Consider the following 24,338-nt stretch of genomic DNA (forward strand, 5'->3'; position numbering starts at 1 on the left):
CGGCTTGTAGCGAATGGCCCACCATCGGGGCAGGCCGGGCAGGTGGAGGTGTTCGTAGCGCCAGGCGGGGTGGGTGCTGGTGAGCAGGTCGATCATTCGTCGCTCGTAGTCGGTCATGGTCGTCCTGGTTCAGAGGGCGGACAAGAAACCCGGACCGCAAGGCCAGGGCCTTTCACTCGGGCGGGGATTCCCGATCGCTCGGGCCGCAAGGCCGGGGTTTCACCCAGGCCGGGAGAACCTTCGCAGGGACCGCGAGACCGGGGCTTTCCCTTGGGCGGGGCCCTCGACCGCTGGGGCCGTGAGGTCCGGGATTTCCAGCCGTTCGGGCTTGGACGGCAGGTCCTCGCGGAGACAAGGAGGGCGGGTGCCCGGCCCCGAGCCGGGGAGCACGACGGCCGGGCACCCTGGAGGAGGACCGGCCCCACACGTTCAGGGCCGGTGCGCCAGACGACTCCCCTTCCCCACCACGCGCCCAGCGTGCATGGGAGCCGCCTTGCGAAGATGTGCGGCCCAGGTCCCTCCCACCTGAGCCGCACGTTTGAGGAGGTACGGCGGGTCATGAGCCTTCCCGCCCGCCGTACCGGCTTTCAGGAGTTGTGTGCGATCCAGGTCCCTCATCCCTGGACCGCACGCTCAAGGGGTACGGCGAGCCGCCGTACCGGCTTTCAGGAGCGCAGCAACCTACGCAATCCAGTGGAGCAGTCCCCAGCCCGCACGGCCCGGACCAGCCGGGACGCCCGCGCTGCCTGTTTGGCCCGAGCGCTCCGGAGGGCGCGGGCGACGGCGACACCCCGGATGCTCGGCGGCACGACCGAAGGCGCGTGGGCGGTCAGCTTGCGGTCCAGTTCCTCGACCGACTCGGCTCGCACCAGCAGCACCTCCCCGAGCCCCGGCCTGACCGGCGGAAAGCGACGGTAGGCGCTCCACAGGCCGGACCGCGAGCTGTGGAAAACCAGCCACTCCGGATGGGCCCGCTGTACGGCGTCGCAACTCCGAAGCACGACACCCGACATCACGCCGCCCTCCCACCCGGCAAACGCCCTCCGGCGGACACCACTCCTTCACCCGACGAAGGCCATGGCCCCGTTCCCTCATCCGGCGAAGGCCGTGCCCCAGCGGATGCCGTTTCCCCGCCCGGTGAACCACGCTCCTTGGTGATCGCCTCGGTTCGCGTCCCGCCGGGCTCCTCGGTGACCGCCACTGCGGCCCGCCTGCGGGAAGCCCTCCTGCGAACCGGCGCCGGGGAGGACTGCGGCGAGAGCCGCATCGCCCGAATCATCTCGGCCTCCCTCATCCGCTCCTCCAACCCGTCTCCGGTGGGGTCCTCAACGATCACCGGTCGAGGGCCGTCCCAGGCGGCCACGGCGTAGAAACAGCGTCGTCCCAGGCTGTAGAGCACGGCCCAGTCCGCCCAGGCCTGGTCGATCCGCTCGGCCTCGGCCCGCGCTGGGCCGTCCCAGACCCGCCGATAGACCGGGGCGTACGGCTGGCCGTCACGGTGGCGTCCCGTCACGAGGTGACCTCCTCGACCAGAGCGACGCGGGCCCTCTCCTCCTGCTCGGCGATGACGGCCTGGACCTCGTCGAAGGTGTCGGCGTCCACCGCCGACTCGGCTCCGGCCCGTACGGCGGCGCGGGGGAAGAGGTGGTTGCGGAAGGCCCAGAACCGGCCCGCGTCACTGATGATCAACCGCCAGCCCGGGATCACCGGGCGGCCGGGGGTGCTGTGCATGACCTGGACCTCCAAGATCCGACCAGAGGCTTGTGCCGACAAGGTGATCACCGGCCGGGCCTGCCCTGCGGGACGACGAAGAAGGTGTGTGCCAGCCGGACGAACGCCGGGCCGACAGACCGCCTGAGCCTGGGGAACGCGACATCGGCCGCCGCATCGAGGCGGCCGACCGCTCGCGGGCCGTACGCCGCCAGGCCGACACGCCCTCGTCCAGGTGACCCCCGACCGAGGAGCGCCAGGGAAGGGACGCCGGATTCGCCGAAGCGGCGACGGCCGTACCGGCACAACGGGCACGGCCTCCGGAGCGGCGACCGGCCTGTCCACAGGCACCGGCCCAGAAGCGCCGCCCTCCTCCACAGGACCATCCGGAACCACCGCAGCCGCCCCCGGCCCGGAATCCGCAGGGCCTTCCCGTACGGCGGTCGCGGCCACTCCCGGCTCAGGAGCAGGACGACGCCGACCAGGCACCAGCCCACAATCCGGGCCAGTCTCATCCACAGGACCACCCGGTACGGCCTTCGCAGCCGGGGCCATCGCGGGCGCCTCAGGATCGGGGTCATGCTCGGGACGCCGCTGGGCGGGCACCAACGGAACCACCTCAGCGGGCGCCACCTCAACCGGAGGCCGAGGCGCGGGAAGGAACTGCGGGCCGTACACACGACGCGCCTGGAGACGGGCGTCCATCAACACCCCGGACGGCTGCGCGTACTCGTGCCCGTCCTGCTGCGAACAGCCATGGGCGTAGGGGGAATGGCCACAGCGGGCACACCCCATGGGCAGAGGTACGGCACCGGCGAAGCAGCCGCAACCGTCCCGGATCGACGTGCCCGAGCTGGAGTCCCGGGCATTACTCTTGCTCACGTCAGGAGTCACCTTCCTGATCAAGGACCTGTCCCGACGTCGCAACCGTCGGGCAGGTCCGTTTTCGATGTGGCGAGTTCGTCTTGACTGGTCAGGGCGTGTTGGGTTCTCTGCCGATCTCGGCCCATGCCAGGTGGCCAGTCCTGTTCTTGCTTGTGCCGAATGCGCGTGCGAGTCGGGATACGACTGCGACACCTTCGCTTTCGACCTGGTCGTTCTCTCCGGGATCCCGCACTTCAAGGCGCAGCCCGGTCTCCCAAAGCGTCATCTGCACGGTCACGGTCGCCGTGGGCTGATTCCGCCGAACCGCATCCTCGGTAAGAGCTGCGGCCACCTGTTGAACCGCATCAGCGAGGTCGAGATGAGCGGCTAGAGCAAGGTTGCGCGCCCAAGCTTGGATGGTTTCCACCATCTCTGGCCGGGCGGGAATCGTGGCTTCATACACCGACCCTCCTGGGTATCCTGCTCGCCTTCGAGGTACCCAGCTTGCTGAGCAAGATAGCCTGCTGTCAAGCTGGAATCGTGGATCAGTCAGGAGCCCTGTACCTCGCTATCGCGGACCAGCTCCGCCAGCAGATCGTCAATGGCGAACTGGCCCCCGGAGCCGCCCTTCCCTCACAGACGGAAATCGCCCGACAGTTCGGAGTTTCCGATGGTGTCGCGCGGAAGGTCATCCGGACGTTGGTCGTCGAGGGGCACGCAGTCGCACGTCCAGGAGCGGGGACGTTCGTTCGGGAACGCCCCACTCCCCGAAGACTTGTCCGCTCCTGGCATCGCTCTCTGCGCGGCGGCAGTCCCTTCGCCGCCGAGATGAGAGCCCAAGGAGTGAACGGCGGCTGGCAGTACAGCAGTCGCACCGAGACCGCGCCGCCCGCCGTACGGCAAAGACTGCTGCTCGCCGAGAGCGACAACGGGCCGGACGCGATCAGAACCGACTACGTGTTCACCGCCGACGACGAACCGGTGATGCTCTCCACAAGCTGGGAACCCTTCGCCCTGACCAAGGGAACACCCATCGTCCTGCCCGAGGACGGCCCCTACGCCGGACGCGGCGTCGTCGAACGCATGATGGCGATCGGCATACGCATCACCCACTCCGCCGAGGCCGTATCCGCCCGGATGGTGCTGACCACCGAAGCGACCCGTCTGCAGATGGCGCCGGGCTCGATCGTCCTCACCATCGAGCGCACCTACTGGGCCGACGAACAACCCGTCGAAACCGCCGACATCGTGATCCCCGTGGACCGGTACCAGGTGATCTACGGCACAGCGATCGACGAAATACCGCAGACCTGAGACACCCCCACGATCAGGCGCGTTTACCGGTTGCCCAGCCCCTGCCGCACCAGCGCGAGGTAGTGCCTCCCGTCCAAGGGCTTCTTGGGCTCCTGCGGCCTTGCCGTACGCCCACATTCACCTGTTCGCCTGTGGACAACGGTGTCGTGAGTTCTACGCTCGGGTGAGACCGGGTCCAGACGAAAGCCTTGGATGTCAACACGACGCAGGGCTACCTGTCCTCAGACGCAGGGCTACCTGTCCTCAATGGTCACCCGACTCGCATAGATGAAGATCATGGACTCCACGGTTTCGGGGGATCACCCAGGCCGCGAACCCCGAGGTGATCAAACGCCAGGGTGCGAGCGCCGAAAACCATGACCTTCAGAACCGCCTCGCCGCTGTTTCCAGACGATCCGATCCAGCGCCTCCGCCAGTTCGGCGGCAGAGGTGACCTGGACGCCTTCATGCTCTATCGACTGGTCATCCCAGTCAACGCGTATCACGTCCAATATGCCGCCCCGGAAGACCGCGATCACACACTCGATCGAAGCCCGCTCCAGCTGAAGGATGTAGACGGGATCCATGCCGAGGGCGTCGAACGGACCCTTCACGGTAAGGGCGATCCCGTCAGCAGCCAGAGCACCGGATCGATCACGCCGCCATCGCTCCACCGCTGCGGCGGTCGGCTCGTTCTCCTCACAAAAGTGCGGATCATCCACAGTCCGCGATTTTTGCAGTGTCCGAGCAGCCGCCTCCGCGAGGAGCGCCAAGAGCACGTCCGTCACCACCGGTCTGTTGATGGGTAGGAGCCCGGCCGGTCAGGGGAACCAGGGACACCAATCGGCGCCTTCGGCGCCTGACCACTTTCACGCCCAAGGACCCTGGCACCATTCACAGGCCGGGGTCTTGTTCGTACGGCGGGAATCAGGTTCCCCGAGAAGGCGGGGAGCAGCCATGTCCCCTGGCCTGTCCAACGCCGAGTTCCACAAGAGCAGCCTCAGCGGAGCCAACGGGCAATGCGTAGAGGTCGCCACCAACCTCCCCGGCCTGGTCGCCGTCCGCGACAGCAAGAACCCCTCCGGCCCCGCCCTGATGTGATCCGGGCAAGGGCCACGCCAACGAACGGGGGACGGTCACCTGCGCCTGGACGAGATGCTCGCAGGCAAAGATCTTGGGCTGTACGTCCATGACGGGCGGGCGTTAGCCTCTGCGTATGTCTGGGAGTCGGCTTGGTCGGTTGAGTCTCCGCGCTGATGCGCTCTATTGCCTGCTCGTCGGGGTGGTGATCGCTTCGACCGCGCCCCTGACCGCACCTGCGGTGAGGCTGCCGGCACTTGTCGTCGGCGGCATCGGTGTGGCCGTCGTGCTGTGGTCCGGTGTCGTGTGGCGGCTCAGTCTCCGTCCTTCGATGGGGAGCCTTCGCCTGGTGCTTCTGGCGAATCTGCTTGCGGCATGCGTGCTCGCCGTCGCGTCTGCGACGGCGGCGAGTGTGCTTGTCCTGCTCACTCTCGCAACGGTCGCGGCAGATGTCGCTGGTTTCGCAGGCAGTCAGATCGTTGCACTCAAACGACTGGCCCACGAACCGTCCTGACGAGTCGACATGTCCGCCGCCAGGTGCTCATCGTTCCAAGGCACTCTGCCGAACGTTTCTCGCAAGCACCTGCCCTCCATCCGGCCCCTGTGCGGGGAGGCGGACGTCGCAGGGGATCGCGAATCCACAGGTCTTGACAGTTTCTCGTTCACAACATTCCCCAACCGAATCGGCGCCTTCGATGCCCAACCTCTCGGCCTCGTTGTGCCCGTACGGCATCGAGAGGTTGCATGGGCGGCGACCGGCTCTCACAGTGAGGACCAAGACCGCATGTCCGAAGGCGAGGAACCCCATGTCCCCCGACCTGTCCAGCGCCGAGTTCCACAAGAGCAGCCTCAGCGGAGCCAACGGGCAATGCGTAGAGGTCGCCACCAACCTCCCCGGCCTAGTAGCCGTCCGCGACAGCAAAAACCCCTCCGGCCCCGCCCTGACCTTCAGCGCCTCCGAATGGAACGCCTTCATAGGCGACATAAAAATCGGAACGTTCGACTCCTGACCGGCGAGCCCGTCATCATGGACAGGGCCGCCCCCGAGGCCGTACCCAAAGATGATCAACGCTCTGACCTGCACCTCTGCACTACCGCCGGACCGCCGCAGAATCAGCTCGCCCCGCCCTTGCGCAAACCCACCTGACCTGGGGCTTTACCCTCGGGTCCCTCATCACCCTGAAGGGTTCGCAACGCCATCTCGGCGATGCCGCCCTGGAGCGTACGGGCCGCGTCCCTCATCACCCTGAAGGGTTCACAACAGCTCAATATCGCCCTTTTCGACCTTCGACATCCAGTCCCTCATCACCCTGAAGGGTTCGCAACTCTCCGACGAGATCCGCATCCACGATGTCGGTTGGCGTCCCTCATCACCCTGAAGGGTTCACGACGTTCCCCGACTGAATCGGCGGCCTCGCTGTGCCGTACGGCGCCGAGGGGTCGCGTGGGTTGTGACCGGCTCTCACGGTGAGGACCAAGGCCGCGCAGCCGAAAACGTGGAACCCCGTGCAGGTGGGCGGCGTTCAACTGATCATGACAAGCGATGGGAAGTCGGCCGGTCGATTCCGGCGTCCGCCTGCGGGAAGCCTCCGACCGGCTCCTGACGGGTGACCACCGGCTCCGGCCTCGTCTGCGGCGCCCGTCCGGCACCGGCTACCGGGGCGCGCACGGCACCGTGATGGCCTCCGACGCGCTGACGTCACGCCGCGCGCTGTTGATCAGTATCGTCCGGGACGGCTGCGACCCCAGAAGGGACAAGTACCACGAGGCCGTGAAGAAGCCAGCCAGGACCGGCGCCCAGCCTCAAACCACGAGCTTCCGGCTTGTGATCCGACTGCGAAAGAAGAGATGAAACTACCCCTCTTGTCCCTGGCCGGTATGAGCGCCGTTCTGCTTGGCGTCATGGCGACGGTCGCCGTCCCCGCCTCCGCCGCCGCCGAGGAGACCCTGCGTACCGTGGCGGCGGCCCGGAACCTGCGCGTCGGGGCGGCCGTCAACGACCGCGCCCTGGAGACCGACAACGGTTACCGCGACAAGCTCAGGTACGAGTTCAACAGCGTGACCCCCGAGAACGCCATGAAATGGGGGAACGTGGAGCCAGAACCCGGCGTGCACACCTGGGCCAAGGCGGACGCCGTCGTCTCCTTCGCCCAGGAGAACAACCAGATGGTCCGCGGTCACACCCTCGTCTGGCACGGCGGTCTGCCCACCTGGGTCAGCGACGGCTCACTCAGCGACCAGGAACTGCGCGCCGCGCTCCAGCGGCACGTCGAGACCACCGTCAAGCGTTACGCCGGACGGGTCGCCGTGTGGGACGTCGTCAACGAGGTCCTCGCGGAGGACGGCACCCTCAGGCAGTCCATCTGGCTCAGGCGACTGGGTCCCGGCTACATCGCCGACGCCTTCCGGTGGGCCAGGGCCGCCGATCCCTCCGCCAAGCTCTACATCAACGACTACAACGCCGAGTGGAACAACCCCAAGCGCGTCGGTCTCTACAACCTGGTACGCGACCTGCGGGCGCAGGGCGTGCCGATCGACGGCGTCGGTTTCCAGACCCACGCCATGATCAAGGAGTCGGCGTCGGAGCCGCTCCCGCTGACGCAGCTCAGGAGCACTCTGCAGTTGTTCGCCGGGCTGGGCGTCGACGTGGCCGTCACCGAGCTGGACGTCCGGCTCAAGCTGCCGGTGGACGACAGCAGGCTGGCCGCCCAGGGCGAGGTCTACCGCCGGGCCGCCGAGGCGTGCCTCGCCGTCGCCCGCTGTGTGTCCCTGACCATGTGGAGTCTCACCGACAGGTACTCATGGGTGCCGTCCTCGGTTCCCGGCTGGGGCGCGGCCCACCCTCTGGACGAGAATCTGGCCAAGAAACCCGCCTACCTCCGGCTACGAGCTGGACTGAAGGACCGGGACTTCACCTCGAACGCCGTCGCGAGCCATTCCGGCAGGTGCCTGTCCCTCTCCGGCACGCAGGCCGTCCAGGCGGTGTGCGGGAAGGACCAGCGGCTGCTGTTCCACCGCGTGGCGACGAAGACCTACCAGATCACCGACCCGACCGGATATTGGTGCCTCACAGCGGGGTCCCAGAACACCCTGACCCGCACCCCGTGCCCGTCCTCCGGCGACGACCAGCGGTTCGAGGTGCGTCCCTCGGGGGACGGGCAGCAGCTCGTGTCCCTGCGCAGCTCCAGGTGCGTCGTGGTCAGGGACCGGAGCACCGCCGCGGGAGCCGTACTCGAACAGGCGCCGTGCTCGGGCACCCCGGTCTGGGAGCTGACCGACATGCCGGGACACCCGTAGGCCCGAAAGAGCCCTGGTTCTCGGCGCCGGGCGCGGGTGGGCCGCGCGAGTCGTCCGTGAACGAGCGACGGTGACCGGCACCGTCGCGACGGACCCTCAGACGATGTCGAACTCGTTGCCCTCGGGGTCCCGCATGGCGGCTGCGTAGAGACCCATGTCCGGCTCGTCCTTGATGCGCAGCACGGTGGCACCGGCTTCGACCAGCCGTTCCACCGTGGCCCTGACCCGCCCCGCACGGACGTCCAACGGAACGTCACGGCCCCCGCCGACCTTCAGGTCGAAGTGCCAACGGTTCTTGGCGACCTTCGGCTCCGGAACCTGCTGGAACCACACCCTCGGCCCACGCCCCTCGGGGTCGATGATCGACTCCGGGACGTCCCCGGCGCCGGTCGGCAACTCCGCCTCGGGCACCCCCATCGCCGCCCAGTAGGCACGCCAGGTGGCGTGCCCACCTGGCGGAGGCTCAGGCACGTAACCCAGGGCCTCGGCCCAGAAGGTCACCATTCTCTGCGGATCGGAGCAGTCGATCGTCAGTTGCAGCGTCATGTCCATGCGCGGGAGCATCCCAGACCGGTCCGACAGACGATCAACGCCCTGACCTGACCGGGGCCGAGCCCCGCGCCCACGACAACCGCGTCGAGGTCGCCACCGACCTCCCCTGCCTGGTGGCCGTCCGCGACGGCAAGAACCCCGCCCTGACCTTCAGCGCCTCCGAATGGAAGGCGTGGAACCCCGTGAAGGTGGACGGCCCGGCCGTTGACCCATCCGCATGTCGAGCGGGTCAACGAGCGCGCGGGCACCTCGGCGACACTGCACGCGCTCGGCCATACCGCGGCCTACCCATCAGGCCGTTGCCGTGAAGCTCAGTAGCAGTTCGCCGACCTTCTCGGGCGCTTCCACCATGGGCAGGTGCCCGACGCCGGGTAGCAGCTCGACCCGTGTGTTCGGCACCGCGTCGTACCGGTGTGCCGAGGACGGCTCCCAGCGGGGGTCCGCAGCGCCGAAGATCACCTGTACGGGGACCCCGAGGGCGGCCAGACGCTCGGGCACGCTCCGTTCGGCGATGTAGGCGGTGTTCTGGCGCAGCACCGTCCTCATCACGCGGTAGGTGATGCCCCGTACGTCGGCGACCACGTCGTCCGGGAGGTCCACCGGGCGAACGGCCATCGCGCTGATCCCCTTGCGGATCATCGCATCCGAACGCCTCGGCCAAATGAGCGGGCCCAACGGCGGGGCCAGCAGCACCCGAAGAATGAACGGCTGCCGAAGGAGCGCGTCCGGACTCGGGCCGCTACTGATCAACGAAAGCGAACCCACGAGGTCGGGACGTTGCTCGGCGAGCGCGGTGGCGACGTAGCCGCCGCTGGAGTGCCCGACCACGGCGACATGACGAAGCCCATGGTCGTCCAGCAACGCCGCCACCTGACCCGCCTGCGCGGGCACGTCGTACGACGGCGCGGGCGGGGACTGGCCGCAACCCGGCAGATCGACCCGGATGACATGATGGTGGCCGGCCAGCGCCGGGACCACCGGGCCCCAGAAACCGCCCGAGGCCCCCGACCCGTGGATGAGCAGCAACGGCGGCGCCTGCCGCGGGCCGTCATGGACCACGTGCATCCCATGCGAGTGCTCAATGTCGTATTGACTCATGGGGAGACTGTGCACGGGCAGCCGGCCGCCGGTCTTGGACAAATGTTCCCGCGGAGTCGAAACCCGGGCGGCCGTCACCATGATGGCTGTACCAAGGCCCCAAGGCCCCAAGGCCCCAAGGCCCCAAGGCCCCAAGGCCCCAAGGCCCCAAGGCCGGAACACGGGCCCGGCGGGGCTCATTCCTGCGCGGCGGGAGCCATGGAGATGTTCCAGAAGCCGGCGTAGCGGCCACCGCGGTCGAGCAGTTCGTCGTGGCTGCCTTCCTCCACGATCCGGCCGCCGTCCAGAAAGACGATGCGGTCGGCGCGCCGGACGGTCCGCATCCGATGCGCCACCATCACCACCGTCCGGCCCGCCATCAGGCGCTGGATGCCTTCGTGGACGGCCGCCTCGTTGACCGGGTCCAGCGCCGAGGTCACCTCGTCCAGCAGCACGATGGGTGCGTTCTTCAGCAACGCCCGCGCGATCGAGACACGCTGGCGCTCACCACCTGACAGCAGTGCGCCGCCCTCGCCGACGTTCGCCGCCCATCCGCCGTCCAGTCGCTCGATCACCTCGTCCAGCCGTGCTGCGGTCGCCGCCGCCCGCACCTCGGCGACGCTCGCGTCTGGACGGCCCAGGCGCACGTTCTCCTCGATCGTGCCGTCGAAGAGATAGACGTCCTGGAAGACAACGGCGATGCGCGCCATCAACGCCTCGGTGCTGATCTCGCGCACGTCCACGCCTCCCACGCGCACCGCGCCGGCGTCCACGTCGTAGAAACGCGCCAGCAGCTGCAGCAACGTGCTCTTGCCCGCGCCGGACGGCCCGACGACCGCGAGCCGCTGTCCCTCGGGGATGGTGAGCGACACCTCGTCGAACACCGTGAGCTCGCCGTGCCGGAAGGCGACGGCGTCGAACTCCAGGCCGTGGTGCGTCGGCTGGATCGGCTCACGGGGTTCCCGCAGCGGCTCGGTGCGCAGCAACGCCTCAAGTCTGGCCAGCTCCGAACGCGCGCCGCGGAGTTTGCCGCCGATGTCCGACAGCGACAGCAGCGGGTCGGCGCAGCGGGCGGCCAGCACCAGGATCGCCAGGATGTCCGCCGCGCCGATGCTCCCGCCGAGCGCGAGGTAGGCGCCCAGGACCAGTAGCCCGGTGAAGATCGCCTGCACGGTGAGCGTCAGCCCCACGGCACTGGGCAGTGTCGCCAGCACGGTACGGCGGGAGGCGCGCTGGGCGTCCAGCAGCGAGTCGTCGAGCAGCTGGAAGCGTTCGCCGGTCCGGCCGCCGGCCCGCAGTACCGGCTGGGCTTGGAGGAATTCGATGACGCGCCCGCCGGCCTCCTGGTCGCGTTCGTGACGCTCGGCGTCGGCGGCGGCCGTCGCGCGTGCCGTCCAGGCCTGGATCGCCGCCACGACGGGTACGGCGAGCAACGCGGCCAGCCCCATCCGCCAGTTGAAGGCGGTCATCACGGCCACGATGGTCAGGGGTGTGACCAGGGCGGAGATGAACGGCGCCAGCAGATGCGCGGCCACGCCCATGGCCTGCAGGAGGCCGCGACCCGCCAGGGCGGACACCTCGCCGATTCGAGCGGCGTTGTACCAGCCGAGGGGGAGGCGGGCCAGATGCCGGCCGAGCCGGTGATACATGCCGCGCAACATGGTGGTCCCGACCCGCATGCCGGACAAGTCACTGATGTAACGCAACACGGCGTAGAGGGCGACCGCGGCCCCGAACGCGACCAGCCAGGGCACGGCGTTCGCGGGCGTGCCGCCGAGCAGCGCCCGCAGCACCGGGACCAGCAGCGCGTAGGACAGGCCTTCGACCACCGCGGTGATCGTCATCAGGATCACGGTTCGGCTCATCGCCCGGGCGTACTCGTCTCCGAGCACGCGCAACAGCATTCGGATCATCGGGGCTCGTCTCCTCGCAGTACGCCACCGTGGGTTTCGAACTCGGCGGATCGGTGGGATCGCCAGAACGCTGCGAACCTTCCACCCCGTGCCAGCAGGTCGGCGGGTCTGCCGCGTTCGGCGATCGCTCCGTCCTCCAGCACCACGACGGTGTCGGCGTCGGCGATCGTCTCCAGCCGGTGGGCGATGACGACGATCGTCCGGTCGCCGCTCAGCGTCGCCAGGGCCCGACGGACCGCCTGTTCGGTCTGCGGGTCGGCGAAGGAGGTCGCTTCGTCCAGCACCAGAACGGGCGTGTCGGCCAGCAGCGCGCGGGCGATCGAGATCCGCTGCGCCTCGCCTCCGGACAGCTTGGTCTCTTCACCGAGCACCGTGTCGTATCCGCGCGGCAGTTGGAGGATGCGGTCATGGATGCCGGCCAGCCGGGCGGCGCGGATCACGTCGTCGCGGCCTGCCCGCGGCACCGCCAGTGCGATGTTGTCAGCGACCGAGACACGCAGCAGACGGACGTCCTGGAAAACGAAGGACACCTGCCGATACAGCTCCCGGCTGCCGATCTCACGCAGATCGACGCCGCCAAGCAGGACCGAGCCGTGGGTGGGGTCGAAGAACCGCGGCAACAGCTGAACCAGTGTGGACTTCCCGCTTCCCGACCGCCCGACGATCGCGGTGACCGTCCCCGGCTCCAGCACCAGGTCGATGCCGCGCAGCACCTCGTGGCCTGCCCCATCACCGACCTCGTAGGCGAAGCGGACGTCGCGCAGTTCCACCCGGTGCCCCTGCGGCGGACGCGGGTGGACGGGCTCGGGCAGTGGCCGGACCGCGAGCACGTCTTTGATCCGGCCGACCGCACGACCGGCGGCCTGCAGGTCGTCGAAGCCGTGCCCGAGCGCCGCCACCGGAGCGGTCAGTCCCAGCCCGAGCAGCAGGAACGGCAGCAGATCCGCTGGAGCCAGACCGCCGGAGGTGATCAGTGCCGTGCCGCCGACCAGCACGACCAGCAGCACGAACGGCGGCGACAGCGCCAGCTGCATCCCGGCGGCGATCACGGACATGCCGCGCACCCAGCGGGAGAAGATGCTGACGAAGTCGTCGGCGGCCGTCAGGAACGCGCGGTGGACGCGCTCGCCTCCGCCGAACGCCTTGACCACCGAGATGCCTTGCACGAACTCGACGACGGAACTGGCGATCCGCCCCATGGCCGCGTCGTAGGCCTCCTGCTCGCGCGTCCTGGCGGGCAGCATCAGCAGCGGAACCAGCGCTGTCGCCATCACCACAGGGATCAGCGTGATCAGCGTGAGCCGCCAGTCGACGGTGAACAGGTAGACCAGCGACGCCAGCGGCACCACGAACGCGGCGACGAGTTCGCCGGGAGCGTGGGCGATGAACGGGTGCACGGCGCTCACGTCCTCGCCCACCACCTTGGCCAGCTCGCCGGTGCGGCGCCGGGAGAACCAGCCGATCGGGACGCGTCCCAGCGACGCGGCCAGCTGTCGGCGAAACGTCAGTTGCACCCGGCTGTCGAGAACATGTCCGATTCCCGACGATGCGGCGGTGCACAGCAGCCGGATGAGCAGGCCGGCCGCACCCGCGATCACCACGGTCCAGACGTGAACGTGGTCGATCGGGCCGGGCGACAGCAGGGTACGGCCCAGTTCGACGACCGCCAGCAGCGGGGCCAGACCCGCGAGCGCGCCGATGACCTGCAGGATCACCACGGCCGCGAAACTCCGCAAATGAGGGCGCAACAGCCGTGTCATGCTCTGTCCCGCCACAGAATCGGCATCTGGTTGCTCGATCGTCTGAGCGAGGTCGGTGGTGATGGTCATCGTTCTCCGGTCTTCGTCGATCTCGTCACGACCCGGTCCGTGGCCGAGCCGACGGTGAATGAAAGGGCAGGGTGCGAGCGGGCCGGCTTGGGCTTACAGGCTCCGGACCGCATCTCCAGGCGGCTGCCTCGCGGCAGGGCGACGGCCGTTGGAAGGCCATCAGCCGCCGGCCGTCCCAGCCGGAGTCCGTGAGTCTTCTCCTCGCGTTGGTCTCGCCGACTTGGCGCAAGTGGACGGAGGACTCATCGGGGAGGACGAGTGCGGGGGCACGTGGGTGCCGTCCTGGCACACGTAGACGTCTCCGTCGTCCAGGGCCGGGATCGAACTCTCCGGGGTGCCGTCAGGAATGGCCATGGGCCCACTGTCGCCGCTGGCGCACGTCGGCGGATTGGACAAATGTTCCTCTAGCCGCGACTTGGGAGCATCTTCGGCTGCGACATGAGGTCACAACCGAACGTGTCCGCAGTCACCACGTAACCGATCGCAGGTCCTCAGTCGTTGCCGGTCGCTCCGATTCCGGGGACGTCGTGGGGGTGGAGGTCCTTGGTTCACTCGTAGTACTCGCGGAGAACCAGCTCGCAGCCCAGCTGCTCGGCCGGCTGCCGACCGGCGTGCAGGATCAGGCCCGGGTCGAGGCGCGGGCCGGGTTCGTGACGCGTCGTCCGGCTCGCTCGTCGGGAGGTGTGTCGTCGCGAGCGGTTGCGCGACAAGCGCGTTCATGCCTTGGCGCGGTGTCGCGCGTTCCTCGTAAAGGCTGGTCAGAAGGCCAAATTCCGCCGGGAAAGTCAAATTTGTCTTTGACGAACTCGCCCCCCAAGATGGACGCCCGACGAGGGGAGCACCGGTGGTGGACACGGTCGCCGGCAAGGTGGGGCAGATCGCGGACGAGCAGCGTTCGATCGAGGTGATGTACGCGCGTCTTGACGCGGAGGAGGCCGAGAGCGTCGCGGCGCGGGAGAAGGTGATGGCCGCTCCGGTCGAGGGCCCGGAAGGTCATCAGGCGAGAGACGCGGAAGTCTCACGGCTGGCCGGGGTCATCGGTCGGCTCCGGTTGGCTGAGCGGTCTCTGTGCTTCGGGCGCATCGACGGTTCAGAAGGCGGCGCGTCCTTGCACGTCGGCCGCATCGGACTGCGTTCCGAGTCGGGCGAGATACTGCTGGTGGACTGGCGGGCCGAGGCCGCGCGGCCCTTCTACGCGGCCACGATGGCCTCACCGCTGGGGTTGCGTCGTCGTCGTCACCTGCGTGTCGAGGATCGCCGGGTCGTCGACGTCACCGACGAGATCCTTGACGGGACCGACCCGACCGCCGAGGACGTCGTCGGCGACGGCCCTCTCGTTTCGGCGTTGAGCGGGGCGCGGACGGGGCGTATGCGCGAGGCCGCCTCGACCCTGCAGCGGGAGCAGGACGAGATCGTCAGGTCCGAGCATCGCGGGATCACGGTCGTCGACGGCGGCCCCGGAACGGGCAAGACCATCGTCGCCCTGCATCGGGCGGCGTACGTGCTGTACGCGTTTCCCGCGATCGCGGAGCGCGGCGTGCTCGTCTTCGGCCCGAACAGACGCTTCCTGGCCTACATCTCCAACGTGCTGCCATCGCTCGGTGAGAACGACGTCGAGTTGGCCACGGCGCCTGATCTCGTGGGGGTCGAGGCGACGAGAACCGAGCCGGAGGCGATCGCCCGCGTCAAAGGACGCGCGCGCTTCGCCGAGGCGCTCGCGCGGCGGGTCCGGGCGCGAGAGCCGTACGGCGTGCCCCTGCCGCTCACCACGGCGCACGGCAGCGTCACCTTGGACTCCACGCGCGTCGACGCCGCCCGACGCGGCGCCCTGCAGGGCGGTATCGGTCACAACCGCGCGAGGGAACTGTTCCTTGAGTACATCGTCGACGAACTCGTGAACGAACTGGAGCAGCAGACCGCGAAAGAGATCGCGGACTTCGAGGACGAGCTCAGGGAACTCAGCGGAATCGACCTCGATCGCATGTTCGCGCACCGCCCGGGAGATCCAGAGCCGGAGGAGGACGGGCTCGACATCGACTGGGACCGCATCCGGGACGACCTCCTCCGTGACGCCGACGTCGACCGGATGGTCGACACGGTCTGGCCTCGCCTTCGCGCGGAGGACGTCCTGCGCGGCCTGCTCTCTGATCCCGGTGCGCTCGCCCACGCGTTCGCCGAGCTCACCGAAGAAGACATCGACTCGATCGTCGAGGGAGTAAGGGCGGGGTGGAGCGGCGCGGACCTCCCGTTGCTGGACGAGGCGCGAGCGCTCGTCGACGGGCCCCCGGAAAGGGTCTACGGGCACATCGTCGTCGATGAGGCGCAGCAGCTCTCCGAGATGCGGTGGCGGATGCTCATGCGTCGCTGCCCGAACCGTTCGATGACCATCGTGGGCGACCTCGCCCAGACGGGGTCGACGACCACCGTCACGAGCTGGGAGGACGCGCTGGAGCCGTTCGTCGCGGACCGGTACGTCCATCACACGCTCACGGTCAACTACCGCACGACCGCCGAGATCCTGGAGGCGACCGGGCCCCTGCTCGCCCGGATCGCCCCCGCGCAGCGTCTCTCCCGCTCCATCCGCCACGGCGAACCCCCGGCCTCCGTCACGGTCGCCGAGGCCGACCTCGACACCGGCGTCGGCGACCTCCTCGCCCGGCTTCGGGAGGAGCACCCCGAAGAGCTCGTCGGCGTCGTCGTCTCGTCTCGGCGCGCGACGGAGGTCGAACCGGGATCCCTCGGAGGCGACGCCACGGTCGTGGCCGCGCCCGACGCGCGGGGCCTGGAGTTCGACACGGTGATCATCGTCGACCCGGACGAGATCGAGGGGGCGAGCGAGGCCGGCCTCCGGGACCTCTACGTGGCGCAGACCCGGGCGACCAAGCGCCTCATCACGCTCACGGTCGATCGCACTGTCGCCTCCACCGGAGCGGCGGCGCCCGAAGGGTGAACCGCGAAGCATGACGTCGAGCGGCCGGTGCTCGGGGCCGTCGCCCAGAAAGCCGGTCAGGGCAGGTCACGAGCCACCGGCCGCAGGCGTCTCGTCGAACGTCGCCGCACCGGGCCGGGGATCACCCGGCGTGCGAGAGGGTGGTCGGACGGCTGTCGCCCTGTCCGGGGAGCGTTGGTCCACGGCCGAGAACGGCTGATCCCGAAGCGCCGCGGGATCTCATTTCGCCGATCGTATTGACACCCCGTCGGCGCCCTTGATATTAATCCACCAAGTGGTTGGTGGATTAAAGGGGACGGACATGGCGACGACGCGACGAGGCAGACCGCCGGGGGGTCCGGAGCGTTGGAACGCGCTGGTGCAGGCGGCGTACCGCTGTCTGGCCGAAGGCGGGTTCGAGCGGTTGCGGATGCGCGACGTGGCCGCCCAGGTGGGCATCGACCACTCGTCGATCCACCACCACTTCCCCACCAAGCAGGACCTGGTGATAGCGGTCGTGGACCACACCACCCGGCAGTTCTGGTCGACCACACCGCCGGAAGGAAGCGCCGTCGAGCGGCTGCGGGGCCACCTGGCCACGCTCCGTCAGAAGATCGTCGACCAGCCCGAGCTCCACATCGTCCTGCGCGAGCTGGATCTGCGGGCCCGGCGCGACCCCGAGCTACGGGAGATCATCGCCGGCAGGGAGGAGGGCTGGCGGAACTCACTGCGCACTCTGCTGACCGACGCCGCCGCTGCCGGAGCGCTGGCCCCGGGCGTCGATCCGGCGACGGGGGCGGAGTTGGTCATCGCCACCGTCAAGGGGGCGAGCCTGGCCTCCGACCGCGCCGACGACGTCCTCGAACTCCTCGAACGGTTACTGATCCGTACCTGACTCCGGTTCGCTCTCAGGAGGAGCATCCATGTCCACACGTACGCTCCGGGTCGTCATCGTCGGCGGCGGCATCGGCGGCCTGTGCCTGGCCCAGGGCCTGCACGCCGCCGGGATCGACGTGGCGGTCTTCGAACGCGACGCCGCGCCCGACGCCCGGTTACAGGGATACCGGCTCAACATCGAACCGGTCGGCAGCCGGGCGCTGCACGACTGCCTTCCTCCGCACCTCTGGCAGATCCTGGTGGCCACCGCCGGTGATCCCGGACCCGGCATGGGGGTGTTCACCGAGCGGATGCGGCTACTGATGCGGGAGGACGCCCCGCCCGCGGGGCTCGACCCGTCCGAGCGGACGCACGCGGTCAGCCGGATCACGTTGCGGCGACTGCTGCTCGCCGGTCTGGATGACATCGTCCACTTCGGCAAGGAGTTCACCGGCTACCGGCAGAACCCCGACGGCACCGTCACCGCCCTTTTCGCCGACGGCACCTCGGCCACCGGCGACCTGCTGGTCGGCGCGGACGGTGCCAACTCGCGCGTGCGGCGGCAACTGTTGCCGCACGCGCGGCGGTCCTCCGTACCCGGCGTCGGGATCGGCGGCAAACTCCGGCTCGAAGACAGGGCGGCGTGGCTGCCCGAGGAGGTGACCAGCGCCAAGAACATGTTCCTGCCGAAGCGGGACTTCCTGTTCACTGCGGTGTTCCGCCGCCGGGAGACGGACGAGGCCGTCATCGAGCGTGTCGGTGACCGGATGCGGGCCGTGGGCCTGGACCCGGATCTCCTCGTCCAGGACGCCGGGGACGACGACTACGTCATGTGGGCCTACGTCGCCCACCGGCGTGTGTCGCCCACGGACCCGCCTGACACCCAGGAACGCGAACGCGGGCAACGGCTGCGCGAGATGGTCGCGTCCCGCCTGACGGACTGGCACCCCGGCCTGCGCGAGCTGATCACCCGGACGCCCGCGGACACCGTCGAGCGGTTCGACTTCGCCGCCGCCGAACGGGTGAGGCCGTGGACGACCACGAACGTGACCGCGCTGGGCGACGCCGTCCACTCCATGCCGCCGGTCGGCGGTCTCGGCGGCAACGCCGCGCTGTACGACGCCAACGTGCTGCGCCGCGCGTTGGTCGCGGTCGACCGGGGCGAACTCGACCTGCTGCCCGCCCTCGCCGAGTACGAGCGCGCGATGTTGAGGAACGGCTTCGCCGCCGTGCGGGCCGCCACCATGTACCTGCGCCTGGCCACCCTGCCCAGCCGTACGGTCCGGATCGTCGCACGGACGTTCTTCCGGCTGTGCGGCGTGATCCCCCCGCTGCGCCGCGCGATCTTCTCGGACTGACCGTTCACCGGGTGTTCCAGCCGACCGGCCGGTGTCCGGGCCGTGGCACCGCCCACCGCGCGTCGGTCAGGTCGTGCCGCCCCGAGGTCCCCGGTCTCGTTCCTCCTGGTCGTCGAACGGCCTACCGGAGACCTCGCCTTCCGTCCATGGCCGGCACATGCTTCTGTGGACCGTCGGGCGACCGGCTCGCAGCGCTCCTGGAACACGCGTCAGGTGGCGTCCCGCCGGCCCAGCCACTCCAGGATCACCTGGTTTGTTTCCTCCGGCTTCTCCTGCTGGATCCAGTGACCGCAATCCAGGCTGACCGTTTCCGCGTTGGGTACGAAATCCGTCAGTCTTTCGGACTTCGCGACCACGTCCCGATCGCCGTAGATCATGAGTGTGGGCTGTTGGATGATCGGGTCCACGTCCGCCAGCAGGTGCCAGTTGCGGTCAAGGTTCCTGTACCAGTTCATACCGCCTGTGAACCCTGTCAACTCGAAGGCCGAGACGAAAACGGCCAGTTCGCCGTCGCTCATCACGGGCTCACCGAGTGGCTTCTCCGCTCTGGCGAGATCGATCAACGCCATACCCGGCTGAGGCTCTCTTGGGGGCTCGTTCTTCCGGTAGATGTTGCGGAGGAACTGAAAGGTGTTCTCTTCGAACACGGCGTCTGCGACACCCGGCCGCCGGTTGAAGTGGACGAAGTAGAAGTCGCCGCCGAACGCCTCTTCCATGGACTCGATCCAGGGTCTCTCCCCGCGCTCCAGGTAGGGCAGGCTCAGGTTGATCACCGTGTTCACCCGGTTCGGATGCAGCAGGGTCAGTCCCCAGACGACGGCCGCCCCCCAATCATGGCCGACGAAGGTGGCGTCTTCGTATCCGTAGTGATCGAGAAGTGCGATGAGATCGCCCGACAGGTGTGCGATGTCGTAGTCCGTCACTTCGGCCGGGCGGGATGAATTTCCGTAACCCCGCTGGTTCGGGACGATGACGTGGTAACCCGCCGCGGCGAGAGCGGGCATCTGATGGCGCCAGGAGAAGGCGTGCTCCGGCCAGCCGTGACAGAGCACGATGGGTTTCCCCGCATTTTGTCGTCCTGCTTCGAAGACCTCAATTTCCACACCGTTTACCGAAACAAGAGTGGGCTTGGGAAAATCGACTGGGTCGAACACTGTGTTTCCTCTTCGTCTTTTCTGAGTGATCGGGGGACGAAGGTGCCCGAAGAGCACCTCCGAAAGGCCGAGGGTCGATGTCGGTAACCATCTTGCCGACCGAAACCGGTCATCTCGTGACCGGTTTCCTGTGAAAGTGTTGTCGGCGTGCGAACCGATCGGCTGGTGGCCGTCCTTCTCCTGCTGCAGCGGCGCGAGCAGGTGACGGCGGCGGAGGTCGCCCGGGAGCTGGAGGTCTCCGAGCGCACCGCCCGCCGCGACCTCGACGCCCTGGCCATGGCCGGGGTGCCGGTGTACTCCATGCAGGGCCGAGGCGGCGGTTGGCGCCTCGTGGGCGGCGCCCGCACCGACCTGTCCGGGTTGACCGCGGGTGAGGCCCGCGCCCTGTTCCTGGTCGCCGGCCAGGCCTCGGCCGCGACGCCGGCCGTGAAGGCGGCCCTGCGCAAGCTCGTCCACGCCCTGCCGGAGCCCTTCCGGGCGCAGGCCGAGGCGGCGGCGTCGTCGTTGGTCATGGACCCGCAACGATGGGGGTCGAGTCGGATCGAGCACCGACCACCTCGCTTCCTCGACGAGCTCCAGGACGCGGTGATCCGCGGCGTCCAGGTACGGCTCGGCTACGTCGACGGCAAAGGCGCCGAAACCGTGAGAACCGTCCACCCGCTGGGCATCGTCGCCAAAGGTCCGTCGTGGTACCTCGTCTCCGGCACCGAGGCCGGTCGGCGGACCTTCAGGATCGACCGTGTGTCGTCCGTCGGCCCGACCGACGATCCCGTGCACCGGCCTGAGGACTTCGACCTCGCCGAGAGCTGGCGCGAGATCGCCGACAAGATCGACCACGGGCGAACGCCCTTCGAAATCCAGGCGGTGTGCGTGCCCCACGGGATAGGCCTGCTCCGGATGGCGTTCGGCGGTCGGCTCGAAGTGGGAGGTTCCACGCCGGACGGCCGCATCGAGGTCGTGATCCGCGGCTACGACGATTACACGCTCGCCGGCGAGCTTTCCGGGCTGGTCGAATGGCTGGAGGTGACCGGCCCGCCAGGTGTGCGAGGCCACCTGGCCTCGATCGGCGACGCGCTCGTCGAGCGATACGGCTGAGACCGGCACACGCACTGTTCGAGAATCCGCCGAACGACATCCTCTTGATCACGATGCGCCGACGGTATGCGATCAGACCGTCATGACCTTCGCGCCACTTCCGCGTATCCGGAACACGCCTGAACCATTACGGTAAGTATCCGAATGCATCCATGAGGTGATGATGGTAGGGATGTCGCCTAGAAAGGCCCCCCATGCGTACTTCTCCTACCCGGCTCCTCGTGGCGTTGGCCACCGCGATCACCCTGCTGACCGGCCTGACCGGGACGCCCTCCCCCGCCTCCGCGCACACCTCACCCGCGACGGTCTATCCCAACTGCACCATCCCCGGCTGTGCCGCCGCCCGCGACGCGAACATGATCTGGGGCACCCAACTGCACTACCCCGCCGCCCGCAGGTGGTTCCCCTGGCCCAACGGGCAGTCGAACTTCAGCGGCGGCGTCTTCGGCAACCGCGAGCACCAACTCCCGGCCGGGGGTGACTACGCCGAATACGACGTCTTCCCCCGCCGCCAGGGCAGCCCCCGCGACGCCCACCGGATCGTCCTCGACCGCGACACCGGCACCGTCTGGTACTCCCCCGACCACTACAGGAACTTCTACCAGCTCTGATCACGGCTCTCCGGCGACAGCGCCACCGGCGTCACGTCGCCGGATTCCGGTCGTTCCGCCGATGAGGCCGCACCCGGACGGCCGAACACCTGTCAGCGGTCACGCCTTTCCGCACTCGTTCGACCGCTCGGGGGCTTCCCGCCACACCACGGCAAGCCCCCGCCTCGATGCCGTCAGCTCTCGAATACCACGCTCGCGTACCGGACCCGCACGGCGGAACCACCCGGGACGACCCTCGCGACAGCGGTTCCACGGCAGCCCCTGCCGGTGTACAGCACCGCGACACGGTCGGTGTCGTTCTCGGCGCCGACCGCGTCACCGAGGTCGTAGCACTGACGGTCGTTCGGGTCTTTCAAGGTGTGCGAGATGCCGCGGGAGCTGTACTCGAAGGTCCCGGTCGCGGCGGAGGCGAAGCCGGGGGCGGCCACGATGAGCGCGGCCCCGACGGCCAGAGCGCCCGTGACCGTGGACATCACACGTCGCACAGTAATCACTCCTTGTGTTCGATTTATAACAAAGAGTAATTCAAGGAGAGGCGGCGCGAAAGCGCGCGTGGCGGCGACGGCCGCGGGGGACCTCCAGGCAATGAACCGACCGTTCCGCGTCGCCCGCCGGTGAGCGTCGCGGCGGGCGAACGGGATCAGCGGCCGGTGAGGACGAAGCCCTCACCATGAGCCACGGTCTAGGGGCACAGCGCGGAGGTCAGCAGGGTCATGGCCGCCTGGTGAGGGTCGCCGGAGAACGGGGTCATCGACAACGTGACCTGTCGTGAGCCGTCGGCCGAGTTGAACGCCACCGTGAGGTAACCCGGGGCGCCGCCGCCGTGGCCGAACGCGGTGCCGCAGGGAAGAGGCGCCAGCTCCAGCCCCAGCCCGTACCCCTCGGTCGTGCCGGGATCCTTCATCTCCTTCAGCAGACCGGGACGGAGCAGCTTGCCCTGGAACAGGGCGCGGTAGAACCGGTTGATGTCCTCGGTGGTGGAGACGATCTCACCCGCCGCACCGGCCATCGTGGGATTGAACCGTGTGACGTCGACGGGGACGACCTGGCCACCCCTGGTGACCGGCGCGTACGCGTGGGCGTGCGGGCCGTACACCTCCGGCGAGGCTCCCGGCACGCGGGTGTCACGCAGGCCGAGCGGTCGCAGGATCCGCTCCCTGATCTCTGTCGCGTACGGCCTGCCGGTGACCTTCTCGATCAGCATGCCGAGCACGATGTAGTTGGTGTTGGAGTACTTGTAGTCAGACCCGGGTGGGAAGTCGCGCGGGAGCTTCTCCGCTTTCTCCACCAGTTCGCGTGCCGACCAGGTGCGGTAGCGCTCCTTGGGGATGCCCGCCTCGTCCATCATGTCCGTCGAGTACTCGGGAAGGCCGCTGGTGTGCTGGAGGAGGTGCCTGATCGTGATGTCGGCGCCCTTGTCCACGAGCCCCGGCAGCCACTTCTCCACACTGTCGGACAGGCGCAGCCTTCCCTCTCCCACCAGTTGGAGCACCACGGTCGCCGTGAACGACTTGGTCACGCTCCCGGCCCGGAAGCGCCCGTTCACCGGGGCCGGCTGGGCGTTGTTCATCCTCGCCTTGCCGCTTGCGGCTCGCCAGGTCCTGTCCCCGTCGCGAACCTCGGCGATCGCGGCGACCGCACCGCCTGCGACGATCTTGTCCAGCATCGCCTGCAAACCCGGCCGACCGCTCGGGCTCGCGTCCGCCGCCGCGGGGGCGGTCATGGCGGGCGTCGCCAGCAGCGACACGGTCAGGCACGCCACGACGGCCGTGCCGGTGCGTCTTCCCTTCACGGTGTTCCTCCGATTCACGGAGTCCGGCTCTCGGCCTCCGCCATATCAAGATCCGACGTGGGAGGGCGGTAGGGCATCGGAGTTGTCCCCTACGGAAACCCTGGTTCCACACGACGGTCTCCGACTTGGGAGGGACGCCGTCAGGCGGGGTCCCCCGCGGTGAGCCGGACGGACCACTCGCGTTCGGCGACGGCGAGGCCGCCCTCCAGTGTCTCGACGAGCACCGTCCGGCTCACCGAAACCACCGTCGGCTCATGCCGGGCCTCGGTGCCCCAGGCGGGACCGCCTCCGTCACGGACCCGGCAGGCGAGGTGCACCCGGTCCCCGTCGGGGAACGCGAACGCCGTCACCTCGTCGGTGCACTCGCCCCATTCCAGGAACACACACCGTGCGAGTGCCGCCTCGGCGTCGGTACCGGCGTCGCCGTACAGCCCGTTCTCGGCGATGAGGAAGGACTCGGACGGCGAGGTGAACCCCACCGGTCGCGCGGCCGGCGTGCGGAAGCGGCCGAGTTCGTCCCTGAGCTTCTTGACCAGCAGCGGCGGGTAGAACGCGTTGTCCCACGTGTTCACGTGGAGCCCGCCGACGAAGACGTCGACGCACAGCAGCCCCGGATCCCGCTCGACGTGGAACTCCAGGCCGAACCCGGCCCGCGACCCGAGCAGCATGACGGCCTCCCCGGCTCTGTCGATCCACGGCCTGGGATGGGGGTTGGTTCTCCCGAGCTGAGCTTCGGGGTGAGTCGGGCAGCCCTCGGATGCGCTGACCGCCGTCATCGGAGCCGCGCGGAAACCTCGGGGGCGCCGGTTCTACACTCCCTCCCATAGTGGAACATACCGTGATGAAAACGAATAATCTCGCCGCGACCGTGGCGGCGGGCACCTCTGAGACCTTCGCCGGCCAGGTCG

26 protein-coding genes, 1 pseudogene and 1 CRISPR repeat array are annotated in these 24,338 nt (G+C 68.7%); of the genes and pseudogenes, 13 read left to right on the plus strand and 14 right to left on the minus strand.

Annotated elements, in window-relative coordinates; genetic code table 11:
- Positions 1–665: 665 nt before the first annotated feature.
- The 4 genes from ABZ463_RS38700 to ABZ463_RS38715 form a co-directional block, all read right to left on the minus strand.
- Positions 666–1,016 (minus strand): hypothetical protein, encoded by a 351-nt coding sequence (locus ABZ463_RS38700; protein ID WP_362784537.1) that lies wholly within the window; start codon positions 1,014–1,016, stop codon positions 666–668.
- Positions 1,013–1,513 carry a hypothetical protein gene (locus ABZ463_RS38705; protein ID WP_362784539.1) on the minus strand — a complete coding sequence of 167 codons (501 nt, stop codon included), beginning with the start codon at positions 1,511–1,513 and terminating at the stop codon, positions 1,013–1,015. The genes ABZ463_RS38700 and ABZ463_RS38705 overlap by 4 nt, the downstream gene beginning before the upstream one ends.
- Complete coding sequence (locus ABZ463_RS38710; protein ID WP_362784543.1) at positions 1,510–1,731, minus strand: hypothetical protein; 222 nt, start codon at positions 1,729–1,731, stop codon at positions 1,510–1,512. Before ABZ463_RS38710 ends, ABZ463_RS38705 begins: the two co-directional genes overlap by 4 nt.
- Before the next feature lie 952 nt (positions 1,732–2,683).
- Positions 2,684–3,037, minus strand: coding sequence for a hypothetical protein (locus ABZ463_RS38715; protein ID WP_352013942.1), 354 nt, complete (start codon positions 3,035–3,037; stop codon positions 2,684–2,686).
- Positions 3,038–3,114: 77 nt separating this feature from the next.
- On the opposite strand from ABZ463_RS38715, the pseudogene ABZ463_RS38720 reads away from it, so the two are divergent.
- Positions 3,115–3,312 (plus strand): annotated as a pseudogene (locus tag ABZ463_RS38720) (winged helix-turn-helix domain-containing protein); the annotation flags it as partial.
- A 90-nt stretch (positions 3,313–3,402) separates the two neighbouring features.
- Positions 3,403–3,888, plus strand: a complete 486-nt coding sequence (locus tag ABZ463_RS38725) for a UTRA domain-containing protein (RefSeq protein ID WP_362784656.1) — start codon at positions 3,403–3,405, stop codon at positions 3,886–3,888.
- A 326-nt stretch (positions 3,889–4,214) separates the two neighbouring features.
- Here ABZ463_RS38725 and ABZ463_RS38730 read toward each other — a convergent pair whose 3' ends face one another.
- A complete protein-coding gene (locus tag ABZ463_RS38730) occupies positions 4,215–4,658 on the minus strand; it encodes a hypothetical protein (RefSeq protein ID WP_362784546.1) in 444 nt (147 codons plus the stop codon).
- A 166-nt stretch (positions 4,659–4,824) separates the two neighbouring features.
- On the opposite strand from ABZ463_RS38730, the gene ABZ463_RS38735 reads away from it, so the two are divergent.
- The 5 genes from ABZ463_RS38735 to ABZ463_RS38755 all read left to right on the plus strand — a co-directional run bounded on the left by ABZ463_RS38735 (position 4,825) and on the right by ABZ463_RS38755 (position 8,244).
- Positions 4,825–4,968, plus strand: a complete 144-nt coding sequence (locus ABZ463_RS38735) for a DUF397 domain-containing protein (protein ID WP_362784549.1) — start codon at positions 4,825–4,827, stop codon at positions 4,966–4,968.
- 139 nt (positions 4,969–5,107) lie between these two features.
- Positions 5,108–5,461 carry a hypothetical protein gene (locus ABZ463_RS38740; protein WP_352013946.1) on the plus strand — a complete coding sequence of 118 codons (354 nt, stop codon included), beginning with the start codon at positions 5,108–5,110 and terminating at the stop codon, positions 5,459–5,461.
- A 292-nt stretch (positions 5,462–5,753) separates the two neighbouring features.
- The gene (locus tag ABZ463_RS38745) at positions 5,754–5,957 is read left to right on the plus strand and encodes a DUF397 domain-containing protein (protein ID WP_362784551.1); all 204 of its coding nucleotides are present in this window, start codon (positions 5,754–5,756) and stop codon (positions 5,955–5,957) included.
- Positions 5,958–6,113: 156 nt separating this feature from the next.
- Positions 6,114–6,338: a CRISPR direct-repeat array (repeat unit 24 nt; unit sequence GTCCCTCATCACCCTGAAGGGTTC).
- Positions 6,339–6,490: 152 nt separating this feature from the next.
- On the plus strand, positions 6,491–6,799 hold the full coding sequence (locus tag ABZ463_RS38750; protein WP_362784554.1) for a hypothetical protein: 309 nt from the start codon (positions 6,491–6,493) through the stop codon (positions 6,797–6,799).
- A gap of 26 nt (positions 6,800–6,825) precedes the next feature.
- Entirely contained in the window at positions 6,826–8,244 is a 1,419-nt protein-coding gene (locus tag ABZ463_RS38755) for an endo-1,4-beta-xylanase (protein ID WP_362784557.1), read from the plus strand.
- 96 nt (positions 8,245–8,340) lie between these two features.
- Here the strand turns inward: ABZ463_RS38755 and ABZ463_RS38760 are convergent, their stop codons facing one another.
- Positions 8,341–8,796 (minus strand): VOC family protein, encoded by a 456-nt coding sequence (locus tag ABZ463_RS38760; protein ID WP_362784560.1) that lies wholly within the window; start codon positions 8,794–8,796, stop codon positions 8,341–8,343.
- Positions 8,797–8,843: 47 nt separating this feature from the next.
- On the opposite strand from ABZ463_RS38760, the gene ABZ463_RS38765 reads away from it, so the two are divergent.
- Positions 8,844–9,104, plus strand: coding sequence for a DUF397 domain-containing protein (locus ABZ463_RS38765; RefSeq protein ID WP_362784659.1), 261 nt, complete (start codon positions 8,844–8,846; stop codon positions 9,102–9,104).
- Here the strand turns inward: ABZ463_RS38765 and ABZ463_RS38770 are convergent.
- From ABZ463_RS38770 to ABZ463_RS38785, 4 genes are all read right to left on the minus strand, one after another.
- Entirely contained in the window at positions 9,088–9,894 is an 807-nt protein-coding gene (locus tag ABZ463_RS38770) for an alpha/beta hydrolase (RefSeq protein WP_362784563.1), read from the minus strand. The two genes, ABZ463_RS38765 and ABZ463_RS38770, sit on opposite strands and share 17 nt — an antisense overlap.
- 176 nt (positions 9,895–10,070) lie before the next feature.
- Complete coding sequence (locus tag ABZ463_RS38775; RefSeq protein WP_362784566.1) at positions 10,071–11,786, minus strand: ABC transporter ATP-binding protein; 1,716 nt, start codon at positions 11,784–11,786, stop codon at positions 10,071–10,073.
- The gene (locus ABZ463_RS38780) at positions 11,783–13,504 is read right to left on the minus strand and encodes an ABC transporter ATP-binding protein (protein ID WP_362784569.1); all 1,722 of its coding nucleotides are present in this window, start codon (positions 13,502–13,504) and stop codon (positions 11,783–11,785) included. The genes ABZ463_RS38775 and ABZ463_RS38780 overlap by 4 nt, the downstream gene beginning before the upstream one ends.
- A 659-nt stretch (positions 13,505–14,163) precedes the next feature.
- Complete coding sequence (locus ABZ463_RS38785; RefSeq protein WP_362784572.1) at positions 14,164–14,325, minus strand: hypothetical protein; 162 nt, start codon at positions 14,323–14,325, stop codon at positions 14,164–14,166.
- Between the two features lie 137 nt (positions 14,326–14,462).
- Here ABZ463_RS38785 and ABZ463_RS38790 point away from each other — a divergent pair, with 137 nt between their 5' ends.
- The 3 genes from ABZ463_RS38790 (at position 14,463) to ABZ463_RS38800 (ending at position 18,778) form a co-directional block, all read left to right on the plus strand.
- Complete coding sequence (locus tag ABZ463_RS38790; RefSeq protein WP_362784576.1) at positions 14,463–16,565, plus strand: ATP-dependent DNA helicase; 2,103 nt, start codon at positions 14,463–14,465, stop codon at positions 16,563–16,565.
- A gap of 301 nt (positions 16,566–16,866) precedes the next feature.
- Positions 16,867–17,439: a TetR/AcrR family transcriptional regulator gene (locus ABZ463_RS38795; protein ID WP_352013954.1), complete on the plus strand. Its 573-nt coding sequence runs from the start codon at positions 16,867–16,869 to the stop codon at positions 17,437–17,439.
- 28 nt (positions 17,440–17,467) lie between these two features.
- Positions 17,468–18,778, plus strand: a complete 1,311-nt coding sequence (locus ABZ463_RS38800; RefSeq protein WP_362784580.1) for an NAD(P)/FAD-dependent oxidoreductase — start codon at positions 17,468–17,470, stop codon at positions 18,776–18,778.
- 209 nt (positions 18,779–18,987) lie between these two features.
- Here the strand turns inward: ABZ463_RS38800 and ABZ463_RS38805 are convergent, their stop codons facing one another.
- Complete coding sequence (locus ABZ463_RS38805; RefSeq protein ID WP_362784583.1) at positions 18,988–19,932, minus strand: alpha/beta hydrolase; 945 nt, start codon at positions 19,930–19,932, stop codon at positions 18,988–18,990.
- A 147-nt stretch (positions 19,933–20,079) separates the two neighbouring features.
- Here ABZ463_RS38805 and ABZ463_RS38810 point away from each other — a divergent pair, with 147 nt between their 5' ends.
- Positions 20,080–21,027, plus strand: coding sequence for a WYL domain-containing protein (locus ABZ463_RS38810; RefSeq protein WP_362784586.1), 948 nt, complete (start codon positions 20,080–20,082; stop codon positions 21,025–21,027).
- 194 nt (positions 21,028–21,221) lie between these two features.
- Positions 21,222–21,638, plus strand: coding sequence for a ribonuclease domain-containing protein (locus ABZ463_RS38815; RefSeq protein WP_362784588.1), 417 nt, complete (start codon positions 21,222–21,224; stop codon positions 21,636–21,638).
- Positions 21,639–21,811: 173 nt separating this feature from the next.
- Here the strand turns inward: ABZ463_RS38815 and ABZ463_RS38820 are convergent, their stop codons facing one another.
- The 3 genes from ABZ463_RS38820 to ABZ463_RS38830 all read right to left on the minus strand — a co-directional run bounded on the left by ABZ463_RS38820 (position 21,812) and on the right by ABZ463_RS38830 (position 24,098).
- Positions 21,812–22,123 (minus strand): hypothetical protein, encoded by a 312-nt coding sequence (locus ABZ463_RS38820; protein WP_362784591.1) that lies wholly within the window; start codon positions 22,121–22,123, stop codon positions 21,812–21,814.
- A 197-nt stretch (positions 22,124–22,320) separates the two neighbouring features.
- Complete coding sequence (locus tag ABZ463_RS38825; RefSeq protein WP_362784593.1) at positions 22,321–23,430, minus strand: serine hydrolase domain-containing protein; 1,110 nt, start codon at positions 23,428–23,430, stop codon at positions 22,321–22,323.
- A 140-nt stretch (positions 23,431–23,570) separates the two neighbouring features.
- Positions 23,571–24,098 (minus strand): hypothetical protein, encoded by a 528-nt coding sequence (locus tag ABZ463_RS38830; protein ID WP_362784596.1) that lies wholly within the window; start codon positions 24,096–24,098, stop codon positions 23,571–23,573.
- Between the last annotated feature and the right edge of the window lie 240 nt (positions 24,099–24,338).

Origin of the sequence: Streptosporangium sp. NPDC020145 (genome assembly GCF_040631275.1) — a bacterium.
Classification (GTDB): domain Bacteria; phylum Actinomycetota; class Actinomycetes; order Streptosporangiales; family Streptosporangiaceae; genus Streptosporangium.